A 15602-nucleotide genomic window follows, 5' to 3' on the forward strand; every position below is an offset into this window, starting at 1 on the left:
TATTCTTCAGCCGTCTTAAAAACATTCATATAAGCCGGAAACATCTTTTCTTGATCAACAGAGAACAACGGGATATCCCAAAAACAACAGCAATGCGTCATCCCTTTTATCCTAAAAAAAAGGACATATTATGAGTCAATGCATAAAAAACTTTGAAAAAGATCAGAATGTCATCAATTATTCCAAAAAAAACAACATCTTTGATTTTATATCTCTCAACGAGCTCGGCACATCTCAACTGATCGCATGGCTTCTTGATCCCGAAGAAAGCCACACGCTGGGAAATGCCTTTCTGAGAAAATTCATCAAGATGGTGAACCAGGCCCTGAAAAGCAACGCCTTTCTTGGCTCCGCCCGTCTGAGCGCCGAAGACCTCAAGTCCGCCACCATTCTTACGGAACAGAACATCGAACAGAGGGGAAAAACAGGGCGTCTCGACATTCTCATCGTCAACGACAAAACGTGCATCGTCATTGAAAACAAATTCGGCTCAAAAGAGCATAACAACCAGCTTTCTTTCTATAAAAAATATTTTTCCAATACGCGAAAAAACAAACTTGAAAAAACCTTTTTTGTCTATCTTGATATCAACATGAATATGTTTGAGATAGAAAAAATTGCTAAAATGGGCTGGATTCCCCTTGACTATTCTTGGATATCAGAATTTATTTCTGATCAAAAAAGCCATATTAAAGATCATAAAATAAAATATATACTAGAATCATTTTATTATGCCATTACCGATGAAAGCAATCTCGACAACTGCATAGACAAGCTATGCCTTAAATATTCAAACCTCATCGAACAAGTAAAAGAAATATCTGAAAATGACATTAAAGAATTCATATCAAAGAAAAAAGAATTTGATATTTCATTATATAATGCATATATAAAACATAAATACATTTTTGATATGTTAATAAAAAGATATAAGTATATCAACGAGATAAAAATCATAGACAAAATAAACAACCTTCACTTTCAAGGAAAAAACGGCTTACCCTATTATATACAAAAAAATTCGTGCATTTTCACAAGCGAAAGGATATCCGCTCATTCGGACAAAAACGACACATACTGGCCTGCGTACATAAAAATCTCGCTCTGTGAAAACAATACATATTCCGTACGGCTTTATGTCTATACGGCGGACATACGAAAGAATAAAAGAATGTCGCGCCTGCTTCTTGATGTCATCAAAGACATAACCAATAATCCGTCGTTTTCGTTCAGGGCATGGAATACCTATTGCATCATGTCTTACTCGGAGATTTCCTCACGGAGGCTGATGCCCGTTTTTGAAAAACAATGGAATGTCCTCATGATCATGCAAAAACTCTTCCTCAGGTAATTTTCCTCCGCTCTCCCTTCCTTTTGCCTGCGGAAACAGCTTGCGCCGGAAGTTCGCTCAAGGGCAACACAGCGAGAGACGGCGGAGTGTTCCGCAGGCACGCCGCAAGGGCATTCCTCCTTTGCCGGAGGAATATCTTCCTTTTCGGGAATGCGGAAAGACATACCGCCCCATACCTGCCCGCATGGAAGATATGCCGCACATGTCGCGGCGGGAGCGTCGACTCCCTGCACAAGGGGAGGGGGTGATGCCTGCCCTTACCGGACGGCCGCAAAGCGTGCCCCGTGCTTCGCCCCTGCCATGCAGACCTCTGAACAGCCCGGGAGGAGAACTCGTTTGCATCTTACGCCCCCCTCCTTCCGGGAGCGCCCGGCCCTACCCCTCGCCATGAGGTCTTTCACCTTCCCCTGCCCATACCTTCCCTGCGACCTTGCGTTTTTTGCTGCCGCCTTTTCCGGCAAAGAGAAGTTTCACCATGATTTATGCATAACACACGGTCATGATACCTTATCATGCAACGCGTGATGCGGGCGGCAAAACGCAGCCCGTTGCTCTGCCCGGGGCATGAACCTCCCTCCCGAAAGGCCGGGGCTTCGCGCAGAGGATACGCCGGCACGCAAGGCACGGAACACGCCCGCGAGAGCCTGAAAAGGCTCACGCGACTGCAGGGAAAAGGCCGCGCATCACGTTCTTCTGCCGAACGGCTTGAATATGCTGATGAAAACAACGGCGACAAGCACGCATATCTGCATAAGTCCGCCCAGACAGTACGGAAGCAGCACCGCCCGGTATTCCGGCGCAGCCATGGCCTCTTCCCCCAGCGTATGCGAAAGCGCAAGCATGGCCTGCTCTTTTCCGCCGAGCCATATGCCGAAGCCGATACACAGAAAAAGCACCACCCACTTCAACACTATCCAGCGATGCCGGAAAAATCCCCACTTCGTCAGGACGCCGTAGGCAAGCCCGGTCATAAAGCAAAGAAAGGCCCCCAGATTCACCACCACCCAGCGGTCGATGACATGGGCCGCGAGATCGGCTCCGTAAACGGCCTGCCCCGTAATCCAGCCCTGATACTTGGCTGCGGACAGAAGAAAAAGAGCCGTTCCTCCGCCCAGCCAGCAGCAGACGGATATGAGGTGCACGGCCTTGAGCACTTTTTGCGCAGCGGCACTCATGGTGTACATGGTCTTGCTCCTTTTTACGCCACCCTAGCACATCCGGCCCGCGCAGCGCAAAGGCCCATTTCCGCAGAAGACAGACGCCTTGCCGGGCATCGGAAACTCTGCCCGCCGGGCATCCCCATGAATTTCCCCAGGAAACGGCAGGCGTCCCTTCCGGCAGCAAAAACATTCCCCGCATTGCCCTCAGTCCTCTGCCCCTCTTCGACAGAACCGGCCGGACCGGCCCCTTCCCCGTTCGCGAAGTCAGAAAGCCCGCGCCGGAAAGCGGCACAACACATTGCCGCCATGCCCTCTTCCCCTTGCGCAGTGCCGGTTCAGACGGCACGCTGCCGCCCATTGCCCTTCACGGGAAATACCAGAGCCTGCCATGGGCCGAAGCTGCGTCACGGGGCGGAGGCGACGGCTTTTTCCAAAGCATACGGCGTTCCGCCGGGAAGCTCCCGCGCGAGGCGTCGTCCCCCTGCTTCTCCGGCGCACCTTCACGGCCGGGGCGCATCCTCCACGCGGACGGCGTAACGGGCAATGTGGGTTTCGCCGTTATCCTCCCACAGCACATAGCTCATCTGCGTCAGGGCGTACACGTCGCCCGCGGGGGTGAGGCTGCGGGCCTTCACGTCCTCCATCATGCGGGCAAAGGCCCGGGCATGGCTTTCCAGGTCGCCCTTATGAAACATGCAGGCATAGGTTCCGGCAGGAATGCGGCGCGTATCGCCCCTTTCCCCCTGCGTTGCACGGCGGAACACATACGCGGGCCGGAAGGCTCCGCGCAGGGCGTCCTCATGCGGAATGACGGAACCGAGGGGCAGGCCTGCGGAAGCGCCGTTTTCCGCCCACGCCCGCAGGGATTCGGAATAACATGCCACCAGCGAGGCGTGGCGGAGCATCCTTTCCGGTTCCACGGCATGGAAAAGCGCCCGTTCCGCCTTTCGCTTCTCGAAAAAAAGCGTGTCGAAGGCGGCGCGTTCCGCTTCTTCCGCCATGTCCACCATACGGCTCAACATGGCTATGCGGTCTTCGAGTCTTTTTTTCTCCTCCCGCAGCCGGACGAGGCGTTCCTGAAGAAAAGGAATATACCCGCCCCCGGCTTCGCGGCACCGCCGTATTTCTTCCAGCGAGCAGCCCGCATCCTTGAGCAGGGAAATCATGTCGAAATCGAAATACTGTTCCGCCCCGTAAAGGCGATAGCCGTTTTCCGCCACATGGCGCGGCTTGAGAATACCCTTTCTGTCGTAATGCAGCAGGGTTTCCCTTGTCGTGAGGCAGAGCCGGGCAAATTCCCCCGTGGGAAAGACGTTCCTGCTTTTCATAACTTCTTCTTGACCCTTGTCTTACCCCAGAGTTTATACTGAACGATGAACCCGTCAAACCCTTTTCCTGAAGGTCACCGCAAGGAGGTCGACTTCATGTTTCCATCCGCCTATGGCCCGCAACACGCGGCATGTGCGTATTTTTTCCTCTGCCCCGGCCTTGCCTACGGCATACTCACTTCCCGTATGCCCGCCCTCAAGGAACAGACGGGCGCAAACGAAGCGCAGATAGGTCTGCTTCTGTTCTGCATCGGTCTTTCCAGTCTGGTTGCGCTGCTTTGCAGCGGCAGAATCATTTCCCGGTGGAGCAGCCGTACCGTACTGCGTACAGGTTCGCTCATGCTGCTTCTTGCCGTGATTGTCGCCGCGCTGGCCCCCGATCCCCTGCTGCTCGGCGCGGCCTTCATCCCCGCAGGGCTGGGCATGGGCATGACAGATGTGGCCATGAACACGCAGGGCATACAGCTTGAATGCCGCTACAGACGCCCGTGCATGGCCTTCATGCACGCGGCCTACAGCCTGGGCGGCGTGGCGGGCGCCCTCGGCGGCGCGCTGTTCGCCGCCCTGAACCTCGGAGCCTTCATCAACGCCGCCTGCGTGCTCGGTCTATACGCCTGCCTGCGCCCCTGGGCCATGCCGCGGCTCATGGACGATATGCCCCCCGCGGACAACACGCCGCAGAAGGGCGCTTCCCCCGTGCCTCTTTTCGTCGTGCTCTGCGGGGTCGGGGCCATGTTCGCCTATGTGGCGGAAGGTTCCGTCGCAGAATGGGGAAGCCTGCTGCTCTTTACCGTAAAGGGCGCGGAAGAATCCACGGTGGCATGCGCCTTTGCCGTGTTCTCCGCCGCGACCGTGTGCTGCCGCCTCTTCGGCGACGGACTGCGGCGTCGCCGGCCCGATTCCTCCATCGTCTTCTTCGGCGGCCTGCTGGCCACGGTCGGCATGGCTCTCGTGCTGTTCTGCAAAAGCCCCCTGCTCTGCCTTGCGGGCTATGCCTGCATGGGCGCGGGGCTTTCGCCCATTGTTCCCATACTTTTCAGCCGCGCGGGAACCTGCCCCGGAGTCAGCCCCAGCCAGGCAAGCGCCGCAGTCTCCGTCCTTTCCTACGGCGGCATGCTCCTCTTTCCCCCCATGCTGGGCTTTCTCGCCCATGACTACGGGCTGGAAAAATCCCTGAGCACCATATTCCTCGTATGCCTCGTGCTTACCGCAGGTTCCGTCGTCCTCAGAAAAACGCAGCGGAAACGCGCCCGCTGAACGCCCGCCACGGCAGATCCGCGCCGAGAGCTACCCTCAGGGAGCCCCCATAAAAAGTTCCGACCGGGAAAGAGCGCTCCCCGGTCATTCTCTGTCCGCAGGGCTCATGAAAAAGCCCGTACCGGTTCTTCCGGTACGGGCTTTTTCCGAAGCACGGAAACGGCCCTAGGCTCAGGACTCATTAGTTGCCAAAAGGGTAAGAAGTTCTTATTGTCGGCATAGGGAGGATGCCATGAAGGAACTTTTTTATCTTTCTCATGAACAGATTGCTCGTATCAAACGCTACTTTCCTCGTTCCCATGGCATTCCGAGAGTCGATGACAGGCGTGTCGTCAGCGGCATTATCTATGTCATCAAGCACGGCCTGCAATGGAAAGATGCTCCGCGCGAGTATGGACCATACAAAACTCTCTACAATCGTTTTATCCGCTGGAGCCGATTGGGTGTCTTTAACAGGATTTTTGCGGAGCTTGTTGAGCAAAACGGCTCCACAACACGCTTGATGATTGATGCCACACATCTCAAGGCACACAGGACAGCAGCAAGTTTGCTGAAAAAAGGGGCCTTTCCCGATGTATCGGACGCACAAAAGGCGGCCTGAATTCAAAACTCCACGCTGTCTGCAATGCCTTCGGTCAACCGTTGGCCTTCCATCTGTCCGGCGGTCAGGTGAGCGACTACAAAGGCGCTGCTGTCCTGCTTGATACTCTGCCGCAGGCCGGGGAGCTTCTGGCGGATAGAGGCTATGATGCCGACTGGTTTCGTCATGCCTTGTCCCGTAAAGGAATCACGCCGTGTATTCCCGGCAGACACAGCCGGAAAACTCCGGTGGCCTATGACAAGGAGGTTTATAAGCAGCGGCACAAGATAGAAATCATGTTCGGCCGACTCAAGGATTGGCGCAGAATAGCCATGCGTTATGACCGTTGTGCCCACACGTTCTTTTCGGCTATTTGTCTCGCTGCCATTGTCATCTTTTATATTTAATGAGTCCTGAACCTAGGTTCATCTCGCTGTGGTTCATCACCCGCAAGGCTGTGACCGGAAGACCATGGCTGTTCACCTATACTTTTCTCGGCTCCATCATGCTGCTCGGCGGCCTGANTGTTTGGCCGACTCAAGGATTGGCGCAGAATAGCCATGCGTTATGACCGTTGTGCACACACGTTCTTTTCGGCCATTTGTCTCGCTGCCATTGTCATCTTTTATATTTAATGAGTCCTGAACCTAGAATGCCGTGAGCGCGTATAAAAAGAGGTCCATGATGGAGGTATAGCGGGTGAAGCCCTGAGGAATCTCGAACATGGACCGGGAGGACTGCTCCGCTGCAATGTTCATGAGCCACGCGCTCGCCGCATGGGTGGCGCGGGTTTCCTGCGAGGTGGCATGCATGGGGAAGGGAGAGAAGGCGTCGTTTTCCCATACTTCCAGCGTGAAGCGGTTCACGCTGCCCATAAAGCCCGCCTCGAACACCACGCGGCTCTTGCGGACGGGATAGCCCTGCCAGTTGTCCTTGCCGAGCGGCGTGTATTCCTTTTCCTGAAGGCTTATCATGCCCATGCTCTGCGGCATGACGGCCGCGGCCGCACTCTGCACAAGGTGTCGCCAGTTGCGCGGATCGCCCGATACCGGGATTTCCACATAGGCCTTCAGGCGGTAGGAAAGCACGCGCAGCATGTTCTGCTGCGTATCCACAATAAGCGCAAAGGCTCCGGCCGAGCCGAGATCCACATCCATGCGGGCATAGTGCCCGGACGACATGGCCGAACCGCAATGGCGCACCGCTCCGCCTTCCCGCCGGTATTCAATATCGGCACGAAAATCCGCATAGGTGGCGGCAAGCGCTTCCCCGCAGAAGAAAAACAGCCCGAGCAGGCACAACGCCGCGCGGGCGGCACGCTGAAACACGGTCATGGTCATTCTCCCCTTCCGGGTACGGACAGCGCCCCCGAAGCGCCCTGCATGAACACCGTCTGCATGGGGCTCGTCACGTCGGGCAGGCCCGAATAAAGATTATGGCCGATAAGACGCCAGCGATAGATTGTTCCCGGAAACACGGGGCGGTACACGAAACTGAACGCGGAACCGGAATTGTTCTCCCAGGCGTCGCGCGCGTCGATGCGGTACTGATCCTGCGCCAGGAAGGGACAGCCTTCGCAAAGTTCCCCGTCCACGGCCTGCATTTCCAGAACCATGTACTCCACATTCTGCGACGCCCCCGTTATCGCCCCCTGAAACGTGACGGCTCCGTCCGCCGCAGCCTCGGCGCTCAGCTCGCCGAAGGCAAACTCGTCCACCGAATAGTCGGGAATGGGCGCTCCCTTGCGCCCGCACCCCGCAAGCGCCAGCAGCAGACAAAGCGAAAAGGCCAGAAAAACGCCGAATCTTCTTCTCATCCGATATCCCTTTCGATATCCCTTGGGTTTGCTCCCCCGCTTAAATGCAGGACAGCCGCTCAGACCGGGCGCATTGCGCCCACGCCTACAACCGCTTTTTCGGCTCTCCCGCCTTTTCTGTCAAGATACCCGGGTGTTTTCTCCTTCGCCGGGCGACACCTTCCTCCGGGCAACACGAAGGCCCGTCTGCTCCAGACACACTGTACGGACGCGGAACCTGCACGCTTCGGGCCTTGCTTACGGCGGAAATGAATTCCGCCTGCGCGGCCCTTGCGGCCCGGCCGCCTGAAGGCTGGCCGGGGGCGACACCTTCTCCCGCGTGACGCAAAGGCCCGTCTGCTTCAGACACACTGTACGGGCACGGAACCTGCACGCCGCGGCTTTGCGCGGACGGCGGAAGTGAATTCCGCCTTCGCCCGCCTTGCGGCCCGGCCGCCTGAAGGCCGGCCGGGGGCGACACCTTCTCCCGCGGGACGCAACGGCCCGTCGGTTCTGGACACGCTGTACGGACGCGGAACCTGCACGCTTCGGGCCTTGCTTACGGCGGAAATGAATTCCGCCTGCGCGGCCCTTGCGGCCCGGCCGCCTGAAGGCCGGCCGGGGGCCCCCGAGCGTTGAAAAAACGTTATTCCTTTGTGTTAAGAAAACATTATTCCGCGTTGAGAAAACGTTATTCCTTGGCAAACGAAGGCAGAATACCAGGCAGGAAAGGATGTTCCCTGCGGTGAGAGATGCTTTGCCACTCGCAAACGGAGGCGGAACAAAACGGATACTTCGGCCTCTGCTGCCGGAAACCGGACAGGGCGTTAAAAAACTCTGTTTTGCAGGCACAGCATAAAAAAACGCAGGGGAACATGCTCCTCTGCTCCTTCAATCCCTTCCCTATGCACGACGCCCCGGCGAAGGCCGGGGCGGAGTGGCCTGCGTGGGCGGGTCCGAAGGAAACGCTCACACGGAGAGGGAAGCCCGCACGCGGAAGGCAAGCCTGCCCTTTTCGGCAAAAAGGCAGCTCCCGAAACGGCCCGGCCTTATGCCGCAAGCCGCAGAACGGCAAAAACACGAAGGAAGGGCGGCGTCCCCCACCTGAAAGCAGCAACAGGGCGGCAGCGAGCCTGAGGAAGGGCTTTGCCTGCCCTCCCCCACGGTTGCCCTGCCTATGACGGGGGTTCGGGGGAGATCATCTCCCCCGAAAAACTCTTTCCCCACCATTCCACAGGGCGTGCAAATCCCCGCTTTTCGATGTGCGGGCTGGCGCCCCGCGTGCCTTTCCTTTCTTCCTGCCTTTTCTCTCTTTCCCGGGACCTTGTTGCTGCGCCTACTTCTTGTTTTCAGGCGACGCAGGGGGGCGGCCCCAGAGGGTTTTCCAGTCGGAAAGGAGCTTCAGGGCTTCCATGGGGGTCATGGCGTCGGGGTCGACGGCGCGCAGGGCATCGAGCAGGGGGTGCTCTTCGGCCCGGGGCGCGGGAGCAGGCGCAGGTTCGGGGCGGGATGCGGGGCGGATATCGAGGCCGGGGAGAACGGCGGCCTCGAGCTTTGCCACACGGGCCTTGCCGCGGGCGGCCTCGAGCTGGGAGAGGATTTCGCGGGCGCGCTGCACCACGGAGGAAGGCACGCCGGCGAGGCGGGCGACCTCGATACCGTAGCTTCTGTCGGCCGGGCCGGGGATGAGGCGGCGCAGAAAGACGATATCGCCGTTCCATTCGCGTATGGCGATATTCATATTGCACACGCCGGGCAGGGTATTGGCGAGGCCGGTAAGCTCGTGGTAGTGGGTGGCGAACAGGGTTCTGATGCCGCCGCCGGCACGGCGGGAGAGTTCCTCGACCACGGCCCAGGCAAGGGCGAGGCCGTCGAAGGTGCTGGTACCGCGGCCTATTTCGTCGAGAATGACGAGGCTGCGCCTGCCCGCCTGGCGCAGGATGCGGGCGGTTTCCATCATTTCCACCATAAAGGTGCTCTGCCCCTGGGCGAGGTTGTCGGAAGCGCCCACACGGGAGAAGATGCGGTCCACCAGACCTATGCGCGCCTCGGAAGCGGGCACGAAGGAGCCCATCTGCGCCATGATGACGATGATGGCCGTCTGCCTGAGCACGGTGGACTTGCCCGCCATGTTCGGCCCGGTGATGAGCACGAGGCGGCGGGATTCATCCATGACGAGGTCGTTGGGAATGAAGGCGGAACGGCCCACCACGGCCTCCACCGAGGGGTGGCGGCCCTGACGGAGGGAAAGGTCCGCGCCTTCGTACAGTTCCGGCTTCGACCAGCCGTTCTTTTCCGCGGCGTGGGCCAGACTCTGCCAGAAGTCGAGCAGCGCGAGGGCCTCGGCCGCGGCGGTGAGGCGCGGCCTTGCCTCGGCCATGGTCACGCGCAGTTCCTGATAAAGGCGGTATTCCAGGCTCTTGCGCCGTTCGGAGGCGGTGAGCATCTTGTCTTCGAGTTCCTGAAGGGCCGGAGTGGTGAACCGGTCGCTGTTCACCAGACTCTGGCGGCGCTGGAAATACTCGGGAATGGGCGAGGTCTGCTGCGCGCGGGAAAGTTCGAAATAGTAGCCGAACACATGGTTGTAGCCCAGCTTCAGCCTGGGCATGGCGTTCTTTTTCTGCTCTTCCTGGAGCAGGGCCTGAAGACGGGATTCGCCGTGTTCCACAAGGTCGAGCAGCTCGTCGAGTTCCTCGCTGTAGCCCTGACGGAACAGCCCGCCTTCGGTAATCTGCGGGGGCAGATCGTCCCGCAGGGCGCGGGTGAGCAGGTCGGCCATGTCGTCCAGGCCGTCCCACTTCTTCACGATGTGGCGCACGGCCTCGGGCAGGGCTTCGCCCCGGCGGTCGTCCTCGGTGGAGAGGCGGTCCCCTTCGGGCAGGGTAAGCGCGTCGAGCACGGCGGGCAGGGAACGCAGGCTTTCCTTGAGCGCGGCGAAATCGCGCGGCTGACAGCGGTTCAGGGCGATGCGGGTGGAAAGGCGCTCCATATCATACACGCCGCGCAGCGCCTCGCGCAGGGCCTTGCGCACATCCTTGCGGGCAAGGAAGAATTCCACCGCCTCCTGCGTGCGGACAATGGGTTCCAGCCTGCGCCAGGGGCAGCGCATACGCTCTTCCAGCAGGCGGCCGCCCATGGGCGTGCGCGTATGATCCATGACGGACCAGAGCGTGCCCGCGCCGCGCTTGCCGTCCATACGGAAGAACAGTTCGAGATTGCGCTCGGTAATTTCGTCGAGAATGAGATAGCGGCCCTTTTCCAGAGGCCGGAACGGGGCAAGCTGCGCCGGGTCCTGCTTCTGCATCTGCTCAAGGTAGGCGATGAGCGCGCCGCAGGCCTGCATGAGCTGCGGGCTCTTTTCCAGCCCCAGAGCCGCGGCTTCCTGCACATGCTGGGCGGCAAGCACCCTTTCCTTTGCCTGCGGAAGCTCGAAATGGCTGCGGTAGGGCAGGCGCACCAGCTGTATGCCCGGCGTGGTGGAGAAGGAAAGCGGCACCTCGTCCCTGTCCGGCACGAGAAGTTCGCGCGGGGCCATCTTGAGCGCCCACTGCCTGAGTTCCTCCTCGCGGGAAGACTGCAGCCCCGTCCACGCGCCGGTGGATACGTCGAGCCAGGCAAAGCCCCCCGCTCCGGCGGCTTCATCCCAGCAGAACGCGCCGAGATAGGTGTGGGCCTTGGCCTCGAGGTTGGCGTCGTCCAGCGCGGTACCGCCCGTCACCACGCGGGTGACGCCGCGCTTCACCAGCCCCCTGGCCTGCTTCGGGTCTTCCATCTGATCGCATACGGCGACCTTGAAGCCCTTTTCCACAAGCTGGCTGATATAGGTTTCCGCCGAATGCCACGGCACGCCGCACATGGGCACGCCGCCTTCGTCGCGGCTGCGGCTCGTGAGCGCAAGCTGCAGTTCCCGCGCCGCGGTTTCGGCATCGTCGAAGAACAGCTCGTAAAAATCGCCCATGCGGTAGAAAAGCAGCGCGTCGGGGTATTCCTTTTTAATCTCCAGATACTGCCTGTACATAGGCGTAAGCCTGGGTGCGTTTTCGCTCATGCCTGCCCTTCCTTCGCAAATGCCCTTGAATGATGAATCCCATGCCGCGCGAGGCGGCGGAATGCGCGTTCCCCGGAGGGAAAACGGACTTCTGCGCGGCCGGAGGGCGAGGCAAGCCGCGCCCCTGCCTTCCGCCGCGCGGACAAAAAACGGCGGAACCTCTCACCTGCGGCAAACGCCCGGGCGAAAGGCCCCGCCGGACAACGCCCGATACGGGCGAAACCGGAGACGGGCGCGCAGAACGCGCGCGCCGGAAAACATGCCTATTCCGCTTCCCCTTCGGCTTCGGCTTCCTTGAGAGCGGCTTCAAGCTGGGCCTTTTCGGCAATGAGCTTTTCCTTCTCGGCCGTCACCTTGTCAAGCTGCTTCTGCAGAGAAGAAGCGCGACGGCGGGCGGCGGTAAGGCGGCCGGAAAGGGTGATCCTGTCCCACATGAGCATGGCGAGCACCACGGCCGCGCCGATGGCGAAGCTGATGAGCAGCAGCGCATAACGGGGCAGCGGCGCGGAAGTCATGGCCGGGGCGAACATCGGGTCGAACTTCAGCGTCACCATGTCGGAGAAGGAAGCCTGGTTCTGCACGAAGAGCATCATGACCAGGAAGAACAGGAACACCAGAAAGAATACCTTGAGATAGCGCATGACGTCTCCTTTTGCGGCAGCACACGCGGAAAAAGGTTCAGGCGGAACGGGCCGCCAGGGCGGCAAACACCGGAGCCAGGCGGCGACGGGTTTCCACAAGGGCTTCGGGGACGACACGCACATCGCCGAGCACGGCGATGAAGTTGGAATCGCCGCTCCAGCGGGGCACGACGTGCATATGAAGATGCTCTCCTATGCCTGCGCCTGCGGCGGCCCCCAGATTCAGCCCCACATTGATGCCCTGCGGGTGACTCGTCTCCCGCAGGACGCGGCAGCAAAGCTGCGTCACCGCCATGAGTTCGGCGGCCTCTTCCGTGGTCAGATCCGTAATATCGCCCACATGGCGGTACGGGAGCACCATAAGGTGGCCGGAGGCGTACGGATAACGGTTGAGCATGACGAACACACGGCGGGCGCGGTACACGATGAGGCGTTCCTCGTCTTCCGCCGGGTCTTCCGGCGCGCAGAGAACGCATCCGTCATGACATTTCGGCCCGAGAATGTATTCCATTCTCCAGGGCGCCCACAGATTTTTCATAAAGGCAGTCTCCTTTGGACAGAGTAGCACAGCGCCACGGCAGCGGCAAGAGGCCATGTGCGTCATTTACCGGTAAACGGAAGGGAAAAACAGTCTTTTGCACCGCACATTCGCGTTTTTTTTTAGAGTGCTTTCCCTTCAAAAAGGAAAACGCAAGGCTGCGGTACAGCGCCGCCCTGCCCGAACCTGCGGAAAAACCGCGCTTTTTCCGCAAAAGACAGGCCGCAAGGCCGCAATAACGAAGCATTTCAAACGAAACATGCTTCGGACGATGCGGAGCCTGTGCACAAGGGCGCGCCTTCCCGGGAAAAAGAGGCTCCCCTCCGCCGGGGAAGGGGAGCCGGAAAACGCAGGAGCCGGGGCCGCGGCTTCTTCCCGGAAAAGGGGAAACGCGCGGCAGAACGCGGCCGGAATGCTAGAAGGTAAGGCGCAGGCCCAGAGAAATCTGATGCATACGCAGGGAATCGGCCTTCAGGTTGTAGGCGCCGTAACCGGCTTCACCGTCGCCGGTGAAGAGGTAGCGGTAGCCGAGGTCGGCGGAAATGTTGGGCGTGAAGAAGTAGGAGCAGCCGAAGCCCACCTGCGCGGCCAGATTCACATCGGTATCGGAAGAACCGTAGTGGAAGCCGCCCATGTCCATGCCGCCGCGCGTGTTGGCGAACACAAGGCCCACGCCCGCGCCCACATAGGGGGTGAAGTCCATGATGTTGGTGATATCCCAGTAGCCGTTCACCATAAGGGTCTGGAGGCGGGATTCGGCATCGCCGTAGCCCACGCTCTTATCCACGCGGCTGTTGTAGCCGTATTCCAGTTCCGCACGCACGGGAATGCCGTGCATCACGCTGAAATCGTAGCCCCCGGCAATGGAGAAGCCGGCAATGCCGCGCGTGCTGTCCTTGGAGGCGGAATAGCCCGGCGCGCTCACCTTCCAGTCGGTGCTCTGGTAGCCCATGACGAACTTGGGAGCGACGTAGATGCCGCTGTCGGCAGCCTTCGCGGCAAAGGGAAGAGCGAGAAGCAGCGCAAGAGCGGCTGCGAGGAAAGATTTCTTCATGGAAAACCCCTTGGTTAGCAGATTCGCGGCTCCACCCGTGCGGGGGCGGAAAAAAGCCCGGCCTCCCCGGAAGGAAGGCATCGTCCTACGCCCGCCCGAAAGTCAAAAAGCCCGCCGCACCCGACGATGAAGGCGCGGCCGAGAGCGGGCATCTCCTTGCTTCTGCATAGAAAACCACAGGCTTTAAGTCAACTTGACCTTTCCCCCGACTCTGCCGGAAGGCCCCTCCCCCTGCTTTTCTCCGCCTTCCGCCGGGGCGTTCTCCGCGCCGCCGGAACGCGGGCGCAAAGGCCGGAGGAGCCGTGCCGCCGCCCTTCCGGCAGGCGGAAAACGCGCGGGAAAAACCGCGTGAGAACACCATGCCCGGAAAAACGCATCCTGCCGGGGCGTTGCGGCGGCCCTTCTTGACCTTCCGCACGCCGGCGTTTAAACTGAACGCCGACTTTTCCCTTTCCGGGGACAAACGCGCCGTTGCGGCGCAAACACAAGGCGGGGACTCCATGCGACCTGTGCACCTTCTTCTCACCGTGGCCATGCTGACCATACTCGCGCTTTCCGCCGCCTGCTCCTGGGTGGGAGAAACGGCGGGCCGCGCCCAGGCCGGGGTGGAAAACGCCATCAACGATACCCGGAGCGGCTACCACAAGGGCTACCATCAGGGCAAACAGTAAGCCGGAAGACCGGTCTTTTTCCTTTACCTTCGCCCGAGTAAAAGGCCCGTCCGACCGGCCCCCGTACGGACGCGGGGCCTGCACGCCGCGGCTCCGCGCGGACGGCGGAAGTGAATGCCGCCTGCGCCCGCCTTGCGGCCCGGCCGCCTGAAGGCTGGCCGGGGGCGACACCTTCGCCCGGGTAATGCAAAGGCCTGGCAGGTCTGGACACGCTGTACGGACACGCGACCTGCACGCTTCGGGCCTTGCTTACGCCGGAAGTGAATTCCGCCTGCGCGGCCCTTGCGGCCCGGCCGCCCGAAGGCTGGCCGGGGGCCCCCGAGCGTTGAGAAAACGTTATTCCTTTGTGTTAAGAAAACGTTATTCCGCGTTGAAAAAGCGTTCTGCTTTTGCAAACGAAGGCAGAATATCGGGCAGGAAAGGATGTTCCCTGCGTGAGAGATGCTTTGCCCTTCGCAAACGAAGGCGGAACAAAACGGATACTGCGGCCTCTGCTGCCGGAAACCGGACAGCGCGTTGAAAAGGTCTGCTGTTGCAGGCGCAACATAAAAAAAGACGCAGGGGAACGGCTCCTCTGCTCTTTAAATCTCTTCCCTATACACGACGACCCGGCGAAGGCCGGGGCGGAGTCGGCCTGCGTGAGCGGGTCCGAAGGACACGCTCACACTGAGATGGAGGCCCATACGCGGAAGGCAAGCCTTCCCTTTTCGGCAAAAAGACGGCTCCGAACCGCGCCCGGCCTTATGCCACGAGCCGCGGAACGGCAAAAACACGAAGGAAGGGCGGCGCGCCCCTTCCGAGAACAACAGAGCGGCCGCGAGTCGGAGGAAGGGCCCAGCCTGCCCTCCCCACGGTTGCCCTGCCGGTCATGGGGGTTCGGGGGAGATTATCTCCCCCGAAAAACTCTTTCCCCTCCGCTCTCACGGGGTGCGGGGCGGCGCCCCGCGTGCCTTTCCCGCCTTTCCCCGTATCCCTCGGCATTCCGGGGCTGCGGTTCAGGCGACGGCCCCGCGGTCTGCCCCTTGCCGGGGGCGGAGGGCTTCGGCTCCGGGGGGAAGGGCATCGATAAGGGCGTTGGCCCAGAGGGTTTCGGCATCCTCAAGGTCGTTCCTTTCCCAGGGGTCCGTCATGGGGCGGCCGGCCTCACGGGCGGCGCGGGCTTCGGCGCGGGCCTCGCGG

At 60.0% G+C, this 15602-nt stretch carries 13 protein-coding genes and 1 pseudogene; 5 read left to right on the forward strand and 9 right to left on the reverse strand.

Annotation, left to right across the window (positions count from 1 at the left end):
* Nucleotides 1-130: 130 nt before the first annotated feature.
* Nucleotides 131-1351: a PDDEXK-like family protein gene (locus CZ345_RS09940; protein ID WP_077072961.1), complete on the forward strand. Its 1221-nt coding sequence runs from the start codon at nt 131-133 to the stop codon at nt 1349-1351.
* Between the two features lie 683 nt (nt 1352-2034).
* Here the strand turns inward: CZ345_RS09940 and CZ345_RS09945 are convergent.
* The gene (locus CZ345_RS09945; RefSeq protein ID WP_077072962.1) at nt 2035-2535 is read right to left on the reverse strand and encodes a DUF2269 family protein; all 501 of its coding nucleotides are present in this window, start codon (nt 2533-2535) and stop codon (nt 2035-2037) included.
* 476 nt (nt 2536-3011) lie between these two features.
* Nucleotides 3012-3839 carry a MerR family transcriptional regulator gene (locus CZ345_RS09955; RefSeq protein WP_077072964.1) on the reverse strand — a complete coding sequence of 276 codons (828 nt, stop codon included), beginning with the start codon at nt 3837-3839 and terminating at the stop codon, nt 3012-3014.
* 96 nt (nt 3840-3935) lie between these two features.
* Here CZ345_RS09955 and CZ345_RS09960 point away from each other — a divergent pair, with 96 nt between their 5' ends.
* From CZ345_RS09960 to CZ345_RS16660, 3 genes and pseudogenes are all read left to right on the forward strand, one after another.
* Nucleotides 3936-5096 (forward strand): MFS transporter, encoded by a 1161-nt coding sequence (locus CZ345_RS09960; protein WP_077072965.1) that lies wholly within the window; start codon nt 3936-3938, stop codon nt 5094-5096.
* Between the two features lie 232 nt (nt 5097-5328).
* Nucleotides 5329-6083 (forward strand): IS5 family transposase gene (locus tag CZ345_RS16260; protein WP_204224230.1). Its coding sequence is split into 2 segments (ribosomal slippage): nt 5329-5662 and nt 5662-6083, totalling 756 coding nucleotides; the frame shifts between segments, so codons are not numbered across the junction.
* A gap of 120 nt (nt 6084-6203) precedes the next feature.
* Nucleotides 6204-6311 (forward strand): annotated as a pseudogene (locus CZ345_RS16660) (IS5/IS1182 family transposase); the annotation flags it as partial.
* A gap of 12 nt (nt 6312-6323) precedes the next feature.
* Here the strand turns inward: CZ345_RS16660 and CZ345_RS09985 are convergent.
* From CZ345_RS09985 to CZ345_RS10015, 6 genes are all read right to left on the reverse strand, one after another.
* Nucleotides 6324-7016, reverse strand: a complete 693-nt coding sequence (locus CZ345_RS09985; RefSeq protein ID WP_077072967.1) for a hypothetical protein — start codon at nt 7014-7016, stop codon at nt 6324-6326.
* On the reverse strand, nt 7013-7492 hold the full coding sequence (locus CZ345_RS09990) for a lipoprotein (protein ID WP_077072968.1): 480 nt from the start codon (nt 7490-7492) through the stop codon (nt 7013-7015). Before CZ345_RS09990 ends, CZ345_RS09985 begins: the two co-directional genes overlap by 4 nt.
* Before the next feature lie 1315 nt (nt 7493-8807).
* Entirely contained in the window at nt 8808-11519 is a 2712-nt protein-coding gene (gene mutS, locus CZ345_RS10000; RefSeq protein ID WP_077072970.1) for a DNA mismatch repair protein MutS, read from the reverse strand.
* Nucleotides 11520-11782: 263 nt separating this feature from the next.
* The gene (locus CZ345_RS10005; protein WP_077072971.1) at nt 11783-12160 is read right to left on the reverse strand and encodes a LapA family protein; all 378 of its coding nucleotides are present in this window, start codon (nt 12158-12160) and stop codon (nt 11783-11785) included.
* Between the two features lie 37 nt (nt 12161-12197).
* Entirely contained in the window at nt 12198-12698 is a 501-nt protein-coding gene (locus CZ345_RS10010; RefSeq protein ID WP_077072972.1) for an HIT family protein, read from the reverse strand.
* Nucleotides 12699-13113: 415 nt separating this feature from the next.
* A complete protein-coding gene (locus CZ345_RS10015) occupies nt 13114-13752 on the reverse strand; it encodes an outer membrane protein (protein ID WP_077072973.1) in 639 nt (212 codons plus the stop codon).
* 500 nt (nt 13753-14252) lie between these two features.
* On the opposite strand from CZ345_RS10015, the gene CZ345_RS16905 reads away from it, so the two are divergent.
* Nucleotides 14253-14423 (forward strand): hypothetical protein, encoded by a 171-nt coding sequence (locus tag CZ345_RS16905; RefSeq protein WP_154674812.1) that lies wholly within the window; start codon nt 14253-14255, stop codon nt 14421-14423.
* Between the two features lie 995 nt (nt 14424-15418).
* Here the strand turns inward: CZ345_RS16905 and CZ345_RS17070 are convergent.
* The coding region (locus tag CZ345_RS17070; RefSeq protein ID WP_162274961.1) for a hypothetical protein at nt 15419-15602 on the reverse strand (184 nt) is incomplete at its 5' end.

The sequence above is a fragment of the Mailhella massiliensis genome, from assembly GCF_900155525.1.
In the GTDB taxonomy this organism is placed as follows: domain Bacteria; phylum Desulfobacterota; class Desulfovibrionia; order Desulfovibrionales; family Desulfovibrionaceae; genus Mailhella; species Mailhella massiliensis.

Excerpts from the sequence above, each read along its gene's own strand:
- CZ345_RS09940 (WP_077072961.1), top strand. The coding sequence starts at position 131 with ATGAGTCAATGCATAAAAAACTTTGAAAAAGATCAGAATGTCATCAAT.
- CZ345_RS09945 (WP_077072962.1), bottom strand. The coding sequence starts at position 2,535 with ATGTACACCATGAGTGCCGCTGCGCAAAAAGTGCTCAAGGCCGTGCAC.
- CZ345_RS09955 (WP_077072964.1), bottom strand. The coding sequence starts at position 3,839 with ATGAAAAGCAGGAACGTCTTTCCCACGGGGGAATTTGCCCGGCTCTGC.
- CZ345_RS09960 (WP_077072965.1), top strand. The coding sequence starts at position 3,936 with ATGTTTCCATCCGCCTATGGCCCGCAACACGCGGCATGTGCGTATTTT.
- CZ345_RS09985 (WP_077072967.1), bottom strand. The coding sequence starts at position 7,016 with ATGACCATGACCGTGTTTCAGCGTGCCGCCCGCGCGGCGTTGTGCCTG.
- CZ345_RS09990 (WP_077072968.1), bottom strand. The coding sequence starts at position 7,492 with ATGAGAAGAAGATTCGGCGTTTTTCTGGCCTTTTCGCTTTGTCTGCTG.
- mutS (WP_077072970.1), bottom strand. The coding sequence starts at position 11,519 with ATGAGCGAAAACGCACCCAGGCTTACGCCTATGTACAGGCAGTATCTG.
- CZ345_RS10005 (WP_077072971.1), bottom strand. The coding sequence starts at position 12,160 with ATGCGCTATCTCAAGGTATTCTTTCTGGTGTTCCTGTTCTTCCTGGTC.
- CZ345_RS10010 (WP_077072972.1), bottom strand. The coding sequence starts at position 12,698 with ATGAAAAATCTGTGGGCGCCCTGGAGAATGGAATACATTCTCGGGCCG.
- CZ345_RS10015 (WP_077072973.1), bottom strand. The coding sequence starts at position 13,752 with ATGAAGAAATCTTTCCTCGCAGCCGCTCTTGCGCTGCTTCTCGCTCTT.
- CZ345_RS16905 (WP_154674812.1), top strand. The coding sequence starts at position 14,253 with ATGCGACCTGTGCACCTTCTTCTCACCGTGGCCATGCTGACCATACTC.